General features: G+C 37.9%; 11 protein-coding genes. 2 read left to right on the top strand and 9 right to left on the bottom strand.

Annotated features, from left to right (window positions below):
• The 5 genes from KUI_RS04980 to clpB all read right to left on the bottom strand — a co-directional run bounded on the left by KUI_RS04980 (nt 1) and on the right by clpB (nt 7,059).
• Nucleotides 1–393: a DUF4150 domain-containing protein gene (locus KUI_RS04980; RefSeq protein ID WP_013521199.1), complete on the bottom strand. Its 393-nt coding sequence runs from the start codon at nt 391–393 to the stop codon at nt 1–3.
• A gap of 14 nt (nt 394–407) precedes the next feature.
• Complete coding sequence (locus KUI_RS04985; RefSeq protein WP_013521200.1) at nt 408–2,753, bottom strand: type VI secretion system Vgr family protein; 2,346 nt, start codon at nt 2,751–2,753, stop codon at nt 408–410.
• Nucleotides 2,754–3,094: 341 nt separating this feature from the next.
• Nucleotides 3,095–3,796 (bottom strand): DUF3540 domain-containing protein, encoded by a 702-nt coding sequence (locus tag KUI_RS04990; RefSeq protein WP_013521201.1) that lies wholly within the window; start codon nt 3,794–3,796, stop codon nt 3,095–3,097.
• 427 nt (nt 3,797–4,223) lie between these two features.
• A complete protein-coding gene (locus KUI_RS04995) occupies nt 4,224–4,448 on the bottom strand; it encodes an accessory factor UbiK family protein (RefSeq protein WP_013521202.1) in 225 nt (74 codons plus the stop codon).
• A gap of 40 nt (nt 4,449–4,488) precedes the next feature.
• Nucleotides 4,489–7,059, bottom strand: coding sequence for an ATP-dependent chaperone ClpB (clpB, locus tag KUI_RS05000; protein WP_013521203.1), 2,571 nt, complete (start codon nt 7,057–7,059; stop codon nt 4,489–4,491).
• A gap of 86 nt (nt 7,060–7,145) precedes the next feature.
• Here clpB and KUI_RS05005 point away from each other — a divergent pair, with 86 nt between their 5' ends.
• Entirely contained in the window at nt 7,146–7,760 is a 615-nt protein-coding gene (locus KUI_RS05005; protein ID WP_014840445.1) for a PIN domain-containing protein, read from the top strand.
• Between the two features lie 316 nt (nt 7,761–8,076).
• On the opposite strand, the gene ftsB is transcribed toward KUI_RS05005, so the two are convergent.
• Genes ftsB through KUI_RS05025 form a run of 4 tightly spaced genes read right to left on the bottom strand, consistent with a single transcriptional unit; the run spans nt 8,077 to nt 12,274 of the window.
• Complete coding sequence (ftsB, locus tag KUI_RS05010) at nt 8,077–8,442, bottom strand: cell division protein FtsB (protein ID WP_013521205.1); 366 nt, start codon at nt 8,440–8,442, stop codon at nt 8,077–8,079.
• A 16-nt stretch (nt 8,443–8,458) separates the two neighbouring features.
• Entirely contained in the window at nt 8,459–9,745 is a 1,287-nt protein-coding gene (eno, locus tag KUI_RS05015) for a phosphopyruvate hydratase (protein WP_013521206.1), read from the bottom strand.
• Nucleotides 9,746–9,782: 37 nt separating this feature from the next.
• Nucleotides 9,783–10,628 carry a 3-deoxy-8-phosphooctulonate synthase gene (kdsA, locus tag KUI_RS05020; protein WP_013521207.1) on the bottom strand — a complete coding sequence of 282 codons (846 nt, stop codon included), beginning with the start codon at nt 10,626–10,628 and terminating at the stop codon, nt 9,783–9,785.
• Nucleotides 10,628–12,274 carry a CTP synthase gene (locus KUI_RS05025; RefSeq protein ID WP_014840446.1) on the bottom strand — a complete coding sequence of 549 codons (1,647 nt, stop codon included), beginning with the start codon at nt 12,272–12,274 and terminating at the stop codon, nt 10,628–10,630. Before KUI_RS05025 ends, kdsA begins: the two co-directional genes overlap by 1 nt.
• 164 nt (nt 12,275–12,438) lie before the next feature.
• On the opposite strand from KUI_RS05025, the gene KUI_RS05030 reads away from it, so the two are divergent.
• Nucleotides 12,439–13,653, top strand: a complete 1,215-nt coding sequence (locus KUI_RS05030; protein WP_013521209.1) for a hypothetical protein — start codon at nt 12,439–12,441, stop codon at nt 13,651–13,653.
• Nucleotides 13,654–13,666: the final 13 nt, after the last annotated feature.

The raw sequence follows: 13,666 nt of genomic DNA on the forward strand, positions 1-13,666 counted from the left end.
TTAAGCGGCCAGAATAGTGATATTCGGACAACTAGGGACAACCGTGAATCCTACGGTGTTTATGTTATTTTGGGGACCACCACATCCCATGCGGTTAGCAGGAGTGCCAAAAATCAGTGTTGTATATGAATTCATTAATACTCTTCTACTAGTTGCAGAAACAGTTTGAGAAATTAGCCCCATTGCAACTCCTGGCAAATCACCAACCGTCACTGGTATCTGAGTAGCCAAATTGTGAGCAAACACACTGTTAAAAAGCACATTTATGGCAACAGGAATTGCAGCCATAGGGAATGCCAAATCAGGGTATGGAATTGGTATTAAAGCAGGCGGAGTCTTACAAACATCTGGGAATGCAAAATCAAGACCGACCATTTGATTAGTAGCAAACATAAAATTTCCTTAAACTATGGGTTTTTAAAAACCACACCAATAATTACATTCTTGACTATATCGCCGCTAGATTTTTTAAAAGCTTTTTTAAGTTTTATTCCTGTTATATCGCCCTTAAGTTGTGAGTTTTCACATTGATTAACTAAACCTGCGATTTTCACACCTGATATACCAATTTTATTTACTTGTGCAGCTTCGCTTAAACCTGTAAGGGATAATCCTAAATTAATATTATTTGTACTCTGTACAGTTGCAGTATTCTTGAAAAGGGCAACGTCAATTTTTTGAGTATGATCTTCAGTTACACAAGGTGAGGTATGAGTAATAATCAAGCTCTTAACGGTCATATTCGAGCCAGCTTTATTTTCATGATCTGTCTTAGATGAAATCGTAGTATCACCTTTCACATCTATAGATGCTAATCCACCACTCTGAATTTCAATAGGTCCACCACTTACAGATTTACTATAAACAGACCCAACTGTATAAGTTTCGCCTCCTGAAACAGTTCTCTTAACGGTACTTTTAGCACTGTGGGTGTAGTCAGTGTTCACAGTACGATTTCTTCCTGCTCCATAGGTATATGTTGCTAATCCTTCATCAACATTTCGCACAAATCCACGGCCCATATTTATCGTAGCATTTGAACCAATTGAGTGAGAGCGTGGTCCTTCAACGATTTCGTCAGAGGTCCCTATAATAGTCCTTACTTGATTAGCCTCATTAGTTTCGGTAGAAGCATCTTTAAAAATATTATCGTCATATCCACCCACGGACAAATCAGTTGTTCCGCCGTGAGTACCTTGCTGTTCACCCGCTACACTGATATCTTCATTGTTTTTAACCAATGTGTCCATGTCTTTCTGTGCTTGGAAACTTAGTTTCTCATCGCCTGGTTTATCTTCCATGAGCATCTGATTGAATGTAGACGAATCGCCATATTTTGAACGAGTGACGGTACCGCTTTGCGTTGCATTTGCAGGAAATTCCAATGCAGGCATATTGTTCGCATTGTACACACGGCCAATCACCATAGGTCTATCAATATGTGCTCCTACAAATCCCACAATAACTTCATCTCCGATACGTGGAATTTGAACGCCACCAAATCCACCGCCCGCCCATGGGCTAGATACGCGAAGCCAGCACGAACTATTGTCATCTGATTTACCCTTGCGGTCCCAGTGGAATTGAACTTTGATGCGCCCATATTTATCGGTATAAATTTCTTCGCCTTGAACACCGACAACTCTAGCTGTCATTGGTCCCTGAGCTTTTGGAATTGGTGTAATTTTGGGAGCCCTAAATTGAATCTCTTTTGGCAATGCATGCATTTTCACGTGCATGTGGTGAAGTTCGGGAGCATTGCCACCAGCAGAGGCATACTGATTTTCATGCAAGGTAAATTCAGTACTCAGAATCACATACGGATTTTTAGCATCCTGAATGCGATCCACGGAAAAAGTAGAACCGCAACTCACAAGCGGATAATTCGTTTCAACTAGTACAGTCCTTGCTTTCCACGCTTCACTCTCAGCGGCAACCTTAACGTATTTCTCACCGTCTTCAAGCTCAATATAACCTGGAAGTGGATCGTAAATCTCCATCTTACGTCCATTATTTTTATTAATAGAATGCGAAACATCTAGTTTTGCTTTCGATTTCTCAAAATCATAATCGACCATGGTGTGTTCATTGCTGTAAAGAGAATCTACATTCCCCCAAGCAGTTATAACAGGTCCATGCGATGGCAATACCTGATCTTCCGCATGATACGTCAATGTAGATTCACCTGCTATATCTTTATGGACCGCACTACAATCAGTGAATATTAACTTATGCTCTCCATCAGTATGCTCAAAGAAGTAATAAATACCTTCATACTCACATAAGCGACTTATAAACGCAAAATCACTTTCTCCATACTGAACACAATATGGCCAAGTCCTGTAGCTGTCCATGGTCTTGAACTCATGCTTAAACGGATACTTTTCTAGCACTTCCTCAATAATATCTGGAACTGAAATCTTCTGGAAAATCCGATTATTTTGAGTTTGCGTAGCTAGCCACAACCATGGACGAAGCTGAAATCGATACACATGTTCACGCTTAGTGGTGTTCAAAGGTTCAAGGTATTGTGCATTAATAACCAACCCTTGGAAGTATCTTTTCCCCTGATCAATATCAACCGTAATATCAATCATAGTGCCTAAAATCTTCTCTAAATCTAGATTACCTTTCTCTGAAACGAGATCTACAGTGTAATCAAATAAATCAGAAAGTTTTTCTACTCCCTCTAGGGATTTAAACTTTAATTCATCACCATAAACGGTGCTAGCTACTAAGTGACGTTCAGACATAATTTAAGCCAATATATAAAAGACGGTTGGGCAAATTGATATAGTCGTGCTAAGAGTCTAAGTCCCAGGGTTCTCAGAAACCACTAATCTACGACATAATCAATCTACGTAAAATTACTTACGTATCAATTCTATTATATGAATTTTAAGTTTTCATTACACATATGGATAAATCAAGTAAAATCATATAGTTATCTGAAATAGATTTAACAGACTGAAACTATTTTTACAAATTTTATGATTTATGAGTTAATTTTTTGGCTAAGTCTGTGGCTTGGTCTGAGGTTTATTGTAGACTTAGAGGAGGATGTTATGTATTCAGAATAAGGGTTAGCCACCTCCTAACCCATGTGGATTTGCTCACTATCAACCTTAACGAGTTCGCCAGCGGTAACCATAGTGTACTTCGAATGCACACGAGCACTGTCTTCAGCTTGATAGTCAATGGTACCTGCACGAGTCTGATCAATCTGCTCAGTTATACGAACTGTATTTCTACTCATCTGTGCCAGCCTATCAGTAATCAGCTCATAAACTTTACCTACAAATCTAAAAATACTGACGGTTGACCTAAGTTCACTACCAACATAATCCGCAGAATCAACAACCACCTCCGCTGTGTTTGATTTCATTTGTAGGTGATCAGATTTCAAATCAACTTTTTTACTTGCACGAAACGAAAGCTCTTCGGCTTGAATCGTCAAGTTTCCAGGAATTTTTACTTTCGAGTTTGAAGTCTCTTTTTGTTTTACGATGGCAATGATAAAGAGTTCATCACTATTTGGACCACTTACTAAAACCTTATCTCCCACGGAAGGCTCTAGCAAACAGCTCGCAGCTCTTTCGCAAGAAAGGACATTACCATCCAAAGAAACAGAATATGATTGATTTTCTTCAGAATAATTAATGACCTCACAAATTGAGTGAATAGCCTCATTTTTAGAAATATGAGCTCTTTGAACACTCATAAGTTTTTCTAAGTCACTAACTACCTTAGTAAGTTGTGATTGAACATCAGGATTTTGTGAATCTTCAGTCTTCATTCAGTGTGGTATAAGATTTAAATGGAGATAATTAGGAATTATAGTGTTATTAAATGACAGAAAAAATTCGATTTCTATTCACAAAATAATGTGAATTTATTTCATGGCCTTTAACTCTTCTGCTTAACTTAACTTTACATATCTGACCATAGTATAAACAAGAACCCATACTGCAACGGCATAGAAAGTCAAAACAAAAGTAAGCATCTTTATTCCTTAATACGAAATCTTAATAGGCTACCCATAAAGAACAACCCAAAAGAAATAAAATTAGTGAAAGAAAATAATAAAACCTTAGGGAATAATACAACTCACTAATCATTGTAACAAGAATAGCAATTAGAGATAACTTTAAACGAAAGCGGACGTCTCAAGGTGTATTGCTACAAAAAAGGGCAGAAAAAATCTGCCCCCATACGCTTAAAAACTAAGATTTACTCGCAAGCTGTTCTTCAAGTTGCTCTACTCGCTCTCTGAGCCTTTCTACCATAGCCCTTTGAACTTCAAATTCTTCACGTGTAACTAAATCCATTTTGCTAAAAGTCTGAGCCATAAAAGCCTTAACGTTTTTTTCTATATCAGCTGCTGGACTGTTACGAATCAAATCCTGAATCTTAGACTGCAAATCTTCAAAAAAATTTTTTTTATTCATACCTGTCTCCTATGTTAGGGTCACACGATAACAACCCTAATTAATTGCTAAATATAAACTGATCGCTAGCCTCATCAAAACCCACTTTGACAGTATCTTTTGCAGAGAACTCCCCTTGCAGAATCCGCTTAGATAAAGGATTTTCGATTAGCTGCTGAATAGATCGTTTCAGAGGACGTGCTCCAAACACAGGATCAAAGCCTGCTTCAGCAATTTTAGCAATTGCTTCATCCGATATTTCAAGATTCATCTCAAACTGAGCCAATCTCTGAGCCAAGCGTTTAATCTGTATTTTGGCAATGTTCGCAATCTGCTCTTTCTCCAATCCATGAAATACTACGATTTCATCGATACGATTTAGAAATTCAGGGCGAAATGAATCCTTCAACTCATCCCAAACTACATCCTTAATCTTCTCATAAGGTTCACCACTCATTTTCTGAATTTGCTGTGATCCAATATTTGAAGTCATAACAATTACAGTATTGCGAAAGTCAACTGTACGTCCTTGACCATCTGTCAATCGCCCGTCATCAAGCACTTGAAGCAGAATATTGAACACATCTGGATGAGCTTTTTCTATTTCGTCAAGCAAAATCACACTATACGGTTTACGACGAATAGCCTCAGTCAAATAGCCACCTTCTTCGTATCCAATATATCCAGGAGGGGCACCTATCAAACGAGCCACAGTATGTTTCTCCATAAACTCACTCATATCAATGCGAACCATATGCTCATCTGAATCAAATAAGAAATTTGCAAGAGCCTTAGTCAATTCAGTTTTACCCACACCAGTCGGCCCTAGGAACAAGAAAGAACCATACGGTTTACTAGGATCCGCAAGCCCCGCACGCGAACGCCTAATCGCATCAGAAACCAGACGAACGGCCTCATCCTGACCAACTACACGCTCATGCAAACGATCTTCCATAGTCAATAATTTCGCCCTCTCACCTTGCATCATCTTGGATACAGGTATACCAGTAGCACGAGAAACAACTTCTGCAATCTCCTCTGTGCCAACCTCGGTGCGCAATAATTGATTTTTAACTTCACCTTTTTCAGCTGATTTCAGACGAAGCTCAAGGTCTGGCAATTTTCCATATTGCAATTCCGATAGCTTTTCATACTCACCCTGACGTTGATATTCAGCCATCTGTGCCTTAACCTTATCGATATCTTCACGTATGGACTGCACACTATGAACAGAAGATTTCTCCGCCTTCCAAATTTGCTCATAGTCATCGTATTCACGTTGCAATCTTGCAAGTTCATCCTCAATCAACTGAAGTCGACGCTTAGATGCCTCATCATCCTCACGACGCACAGCTTCACGCTCGATCTTAAGCTGAATAATGCGACGGTCCAAACGGTCCATAACTTCTGGCTTAGAATCAATCTCCATACGGATGCGAGCTGCCGCCTCATCGATTAAATCAATTGCTTTATCAGGTAGAAACCTATCAGTTATATATCTATTACTTAATTCCGCAGCCGCCACAATTGCAGGATCGGTAATCTCCACCCCGTGATGGATTTCATAGCGCTCTTTCAAACCACGAAGTATGGCAATAGTCGCCTCCACATCAGGCTCATCAATAAGCACCTTTTGGAAGCGTCGCTCAAGTGCAGCATCTTTTTCGATATATTTTCTATATTCATCTAAAGTGGTCGCCCCTATACAATGCAACTCTCCTCGTGACAATGCAGGCTTAAGCATATTCCCCGCATCGATAGCACCCTCAGCACCACCAGCACCAACCATAGTATGAATTTCATCAATAAAAACGATATTATTACCCTCGTCTTGTGCAAGCTCTTTTAATACAGCTTTTAAGCGCTCTTCAAATTCACCCCTAAATTTAGCACCAGCAAGTAAAGAAGCCATATCTAATGACAACACACGTTTTCCGCGTAATGACTCTGGAACCTCATCGTTAACTATTCTCTGTGCTAGTCCTTCCACAATAGCAGTTTTACCCACACCAGGCTCACCAATAAGGACTGGATTATTTTTACTTCGACGCTGTAAAATCTGTATCGCACGACGAATTTCATCATCGCGACCAATTACAGGGTCAAGTTTGCCCATACGAGCACGCTCAGTTAAATCGGTCGTATATTTTTTCAATGCTTGTCTTTGAGATTCGCCTTCTTGATCTGATACTGTACTATCTCCACGAATCGCCTCTATAGCAGCGAGTAATGCCTTTTTCTCAAGACCACAATCTTTCAAAATAGTCCCTAGTTCGCCTTTATCCTCTGCTAATGCAACCAAAAACAATTCGCTAGCAATAAAATTATCCCCACGCTTAGAAGATTCTTTATCAGTTTTTAACAGCAGTTGATTCAAATTTCGACTAATTTGGATTTCATCCGCCCCTTCAACCTTAGGCAAGTTTTTCAACGCCAAATTTAGCTTAGTTTGCAATTGATTAACGCGAACACCCGCCTGTGCAAGCAAACTGGTAATTCCAGAACTATCATCAGCCAACATCGCCGACAACACATGATGACCTTCGATATACTGATTGTCGTTACGAGAAGCTAAACTCTGAGCATCCGCAATTGATTGCTGGAACTTAGTAGTAAATTTTTCAAAACGCATAATAGCCTCACAAATTTTTCTATGATATGTATATATGGGAAATTATTTATTTATCAAGAGTCTAAAATAACTATTTTGCCCTTTTCATGACAACTAGCGATTCCTCGGGAAACATTCCACCTCTTACAATTATCGATACATGCGTAAATATGCATTACTTTACGTTGGCAATGTTTCTGCGACTGCATTCCCACGGTCTTTGCCAGCCTATATGGAGCGAAGAAATCGGACGTGAATGGCGCCGAAATGCTGCCTCGATATGGAAAAAACCACAAGAATTTATTGATTCTGAATGGATGAGATTTAATGAAATTTGCCCGAGTGCTAATCTCGGGGAGCTCAATATATCGGAACAGATTTACACAAAAGCTCTACGTTCCACAGATCCAAAAGACAGACATGTCGCTTTGGCTTCCATTGTTGCACAAAAGAGGTTTAATCAAAATTGTAGCGTTTTAATTACTTGGAATTTAAGGGACTTTAGTCGCTCAAACCTTAGGGACAATCGTGTTATATTGAATACTCCTGATGAGCTACTGACTGCCTATTTTGAAAAATATCCCGACCTAGTTTTTCAACTAGTTAAAGAAGGACTGGAGGAACGCGATTTTTTAGAATTGCCTAAACTTACGCGAGATCAATTATTAAAACGTGAAGGGTTAAACAGGTTAAATCGCAGAATAAATTCTAGTTACAATTAAATTCAATACTTATGGATCAATAAACGTCTATGCAGATTCCTTCAAAAAATGTCCCTAAGCTCATAAAAATTCTTATATTTGTATTGACTTATTTAGTAACCCTATTGGTTTTAACAAATAATTTATATTATTAGATACTTAAATATATGTTCCAACCTTTATTTTCTAACTTAAGTTTTAAGTATGGTTGGGGGGATATAACAGAAATTTAATTTTACCTATTGCTTCTTATTAATATCATTCTGTCTATATTAATTTACAAGTTGATTTTATCTTTAAATCAGAAAAAAAATAATCTCTCATCCAAACTACTAAATTAACGATCTTGTTTAGCGCCTTTATCTTTCTTAGGATTGTTATGTGGAACTTCCGTTTGGGAATTTAGATTCGGCTTCTGTACATTCGACTTAGTTGGCTCCACGACTCGCACAAATATCTGATCCTTGCTAATCATATTCATTTCTTGACGTGCTATGTCCTCAATAGCCTCAGTACCCGTGGACAAGTCCTCAATCTCCGCCTGCATAGCATTATTCCTAGCGGTCATCGCTGCAGACTTGTCCTTTTCGTTTTGAAGTTGTTCTTTTAATTCTTCCACTCTTTTATAACCTTTACTGCCAAAATAAAGCGGATATTGGATGGCAATGCAAGCAAATATGAGTACTAGAATTAATCGACGCATAAAAAGCTACTACAAACTACGATAAGTTATAAAATGCATCGCTACCTGGATACTTAGCTACTTCTGCAAGCTCCTCTTCAATGCGCAGAAGCTGATTATACTTAGCCATGCGGTCAGAGCGACTTAGTGAACCAGTCTTTATTTGCATAGCATTAGTAGCAACGGCTATATCCGCAATTGTAGAGTCTTCAGTTTCTCCTGAACGATGAGAAATAACAGCAGTATACCCAGCTTGTTTTGCCATTTCGATTGCAGCAAAAGTTTCTGTCAATGTACCGATTTGATTGATTTTAATAAGGATAGAGTTAGCAATGCCTCTTTGTATGCCCTCTTTCAATATTTTTGTATTAGTGACAAACAAGTCATCACCCACTAGTTGAACACGATCACCGATTCGATCTGTTAATACTTTCCATCCATCCCAATCATTTTCAGCCATGCCGTCTTCTATTGATACGATAGGATACTTATCGCACCAATTAGCAAGCATATCAGCAAATTCGCTAGAACTTAAAGAGGCACCGCCTCCTGAAGACAAATTATAAACTCCATCAGAATAAAATTCTGAACTTGCACAATCTAATGCAAGAGCAATATCTTCGCCAGCAACATATCCTGCTTTTTTGATGGCTTCAAGAATTAATTCGATAGCTTCTTCGTGAGAACCCAAATCTGGAGCAAAACCACCCTCATCTCCCACTGCTGTAGACATGCCTGCATCGTTAATAATTTTTTTCAATGCATGGAAAACTTCAGCCCCCATACGAAGTGCTTCTTTAAATGATTCTGCACGTACTGGCATAATCATAAATTCTTGTATATCTAAAGAGTTATTTGCGTGAGCACCACCATTAATAACATTCATCATAGGGACAGGCATATGTTTTGGGCCAAAACCTCCAAAATAACGATAAAGAGATTGACCTGACTCCTCGGCTGCCGCACGTGCAACAGCCATACTTACGGCCAACATAGCATTTGCCCCCAAATTGCTTTTATTTTCTGCACCATCTAAATCGATTAGAGTATGGTCTATAAATGTTTGTTCCTGAGCGTCCAAGCCCATCAAGGCTTCAGAAATTTCTCCATTAATATTTTCAACAGCTTTTTGAACACCTTTTCCAAGATATCGCGATTTATCACCATCACGCAATTCAATTGCCTCACGAGATCCAGTAGAAGCCCCAGATGGCACTGATGCACGACCCATGGCACCTGATTCCAACAGTACATCACACTCGACTGTCGGGTTTCCGCGCGAATCCAAAATCTCACGACCAATAATATCTACAATTGCACTCATTTCGTATCCTAAAAATGTTTTAATTATTTTATCAATATCAAATTACTAACGGTTTGAACGACTTCACTACATCGTCCACTGCTTTCACTCGTACCAAAAATTCCTCTAATTTTTCAAGTGGCAATGCCGAAGGTCCATCACATTTTGCTTGTTCTGGGTTGGGATGTGCTTCCAAAAATAAGCCCGCTAAACCTACAGCCATTCCAGATAATGCAAGTTCTAAAACTTGCTCACGACGCCCACCAGAAGCAACTGACCCCGGATCTCTCCTTTGTAACGAATGAGTTACATCGAAAAACAAAGGTATACCTTCGCATACTCTTTTCATCACACCAAATCCGAGCATATCTACTACTAAATTATCGTAGCCAAAAGCAGAACCTCGCTCGCATAAAATTAAATTATCGTTACCTGATTCTACAAATTTCTGCACTACATTACCCATCTGCTCAGGGCTTAGAAATTGAGGTTTTTTAATGTTAATAATGCGACCAGTTTTAGCCAATGCATCGACCAAATCCGTTTGACGTGCAAGAAACGCAGGCAACTGCAGAACGTCCACATACTCAGCTACCACTACAGCTTGTGCTGGTTCATGAACATCTGTAATTATTGGGACAGTAAATTCATTCTTTATCTTCTCAAATATTCGCATACCCTTTTCAAGCCCAGGTCCCCTATAACTATGTATAGATGATCTATTGGCTTTATCAAAAGATGCTTTAAATATAAAGGGAATGCCAAGCTTTTGCGTAACAGTTACGAAGTGTGCACATGTAAACATTGCCAAATCAAGAGATTCAAGGACATTCAAACCTCCCATCAAGACGAATGGAATATTATTTGAAATTTCAAAATCATATAAAGATATGGTCTTAGACATCACTTCACTTTATTTGATTGATGTTTTAATGCGGCTTTCAAAAAGCTTGTAAACAACGGGTGTCCATCACGAGGTGTTGATGTAAATTCTGGGTGGAACTGAACTCCCAAAAACCATGGATGACCCGGAATCTCCATAATTTCAGGAAGATGGTCTTTAGGCGTTATGGCACTGATAACAAGTCCTGCTTTTTCAAGCTTATCTATGTAATTTGTATTTACTTCGTAACGGTGACGATGTCTTTCGTTCACCATATCTCCATAAATACTATAAGCCAATGTTCCTGATTTTACAGGTACTTCTTGTGAACCCTTACGCATGGTACCACCAAGATTTGATTCCTGCGAGCGCTGTTCAACTGAACCATCTTTATTTGTCCACTCTGTAATTAAAGCCACAATAGGATAAGGTGTATTAGGATCTAATTCCGTACTACTAGCACCCTCAAGACCAGCTACATTACGGGCATATTCGATTGTTGCTAATTGCATACCCAAACAAATACCTAAATATGGGACATTGTTTTCTCGAGCAAATTTAATAGCAGATATTTTTCCTTCAGTACCACGCTTTCCAAAGCCACCAGGAACCAATATAGCATCCAAATCACGAAGTATCTCAATTCCAGAATTCTCTATATCTTCTGAATCAATATATTCGATAACAACTTTAGTTTTATTTTTAATTCCAGCATGATTTAGAGCTTCGATAAGTGATTTATAGGATTCAGTTAAATCAACGTATTTTCCAACCATTCCTATACGAACTGAGTGTTCAGGATGCTGAAGGTCATGTACAATCCCATCCCAAACTGACAAATCGGCGGCAGAGGCTTTTATATCCAAGGCCTCACAAATAATATTATCCAAACCTTGCTCATGTAGCATCTTAGGTATTTTGTATATTGAATCAGCATCCCAGACTGAAATTACGGCTTCTTGAGGAACATTAGAAAAAAGAGAAATTTTTGCTTTTTCATCTTCTGGGATTGGCCTGTCTGCACGACAAAGCAATGCATTTGGATATATACCAATTTCGCGCAATTTTTGGACAGAATGCTGCGTAGGCTTAGTTTTAAGTTCGCCTGCAGATGCAATATATGGTACGAGAGTCAGATGAATAAATGCCGCACCCGTACGCCCGAGTCTTAGGGTCATCTGACGAACAGCCTCTAAAAATGGCAATGACTCTATATCCCCGACTGTACCACCAATTTCTACTATGGCAATGTCCGCCTGCCCATCATAAGCAGATTTCGCACCACGCTCTATAAATTCTTGAATTTCATTTGTGATATGAGGAATAACTTGAACAGTTTTCCCAAGATAGTCTCCTCTACGTTCCTTGCGGAGAACAGACTCATAAATTTGACCAGTAGTAAAGTTGTTAGACTTATGCATTTTCGCTGATATAAAACGCTCATAATGCCCTAAATCCAAGTCAGTCTCTGCCCCATCCTCGGTCACGAAAACCTCACCGTGCTGAAGGGGGCTCATAGTGCCTGGGTCTACGTTAATGTAAGGGTCAAGCTTAAGCATCGTAACTTTAAGACCTCTAGACTCAAGTATCGCTGCCAATGAAGCTGCCGCAATCCCCTTTCCTAGGGATGAAACGACACCACCCGTTACAAAAACATATTTAGTCATAGCATTACCTTCTGGGAAATAAAAATTATATCAATTTTCTAGATTCGGTTATTGATTTTTAAATGATAAAAAAGTCCCTAGTTAAAGCATTTTTTCTCAATTAGGGCATAAACTATTATTTAACTTACAGGACTTGGAATCATTGTATAAGTGGCTTAAATAACATGGGACTACTTTTAAAAATATTGCTATCCCTTCCACTCCTTCTTAGGACAGATGGATTAAGTAATGTTTTTTCTCAAATAGTACATACTCAATGCAATTCAATCCCCTACTCAGGGGCAAACAGCAGTTGCTACTACTTTTACAACGAATTACTTGAAAATATATATACAGAAAAAATATCAACTTTTACAAATGACCCTAACTATGAATCTATAAAATTCTATAAAAACAACTTGGATATAGCTTGCAAATATAATGCTAATAACTATGCTATAGATGGCTACGATGCAAACTGGTATGCATATGAAAACTGTTCTTTCACTAATAATTTGATTCTTTTAAAAAATATATTTATAAATTACAAAAAGGATCCCGATTCTACATTCAGCCCTAATTGCAATTCGTATAAAAATAAAGAAGATATTGCCAAAATACAATATTTGATAAATGCAGAAAAACTTCAAATTGCTGAGGATATAGGTTTTCTTAGGGATGAAGATAACAATGATGTTTATATTGATCAAGAATGGTATGAAACTTACAAATTAAGTCTTCAATATCTAGAAGATATTAAAAAGGATTTGAATAAATTCTATAAATTAGGATGTTTCAATTCCAATATTGAAACACTGATTAATATATTGAGGTATGCCTACAATGATAGTTTAGGGTTATTTTTACTGAACAACGATAAATTTGAAGATCTAGACGAATTAACCTCTCAGCTTTACTTCCCTTGTGACTCAAACTGTAAAAAATTTGATCCTGATATTTGGGTTAAGAATATGAATAATCCCAATATTTCCAAAAGTTGGGTCCAGTACAGTGAGCAATATTGCACCCTTCTAACTGATACATTAGATGGATTTGATGCTCAGGATAAATTAAAAAGTTGTACTTATTCAAAACTCTATCGGTTAAATAATTTTGATGATTATTTAAATCAATTTAAAACTGATGAAACTCTAATTTACACAATAAATAATTTACAGCCATTCATAAATTTAGATATCAGCTACTTTAAAAAGAAAGAAGAGGATTGGATTAATCCATTAAAAAATGCTTTCATAGAGTTTTTCGAACATTACTGCTTAAATAATTCAACTTGCGAAAATAAATTACTTAATATTTTTCTTGAAGACCTATTTGAAATACGCGTGCTTTATAGAAAACTCATTTTCAAAGAAATTGGTTTGAATGAAATCAAATACTAGTCCATTTATAAGA

It is taken from the genome of Taylorella equigenitalis ATCC 35865, from assembly GCF_000276685.1.
Lineage (GTDB): Bacteria > Pseudomonadota > Gammaproteobacteria > Burkholderiales > Burkholderiaceae_B > Taylorella > Taylorella equigenitalis.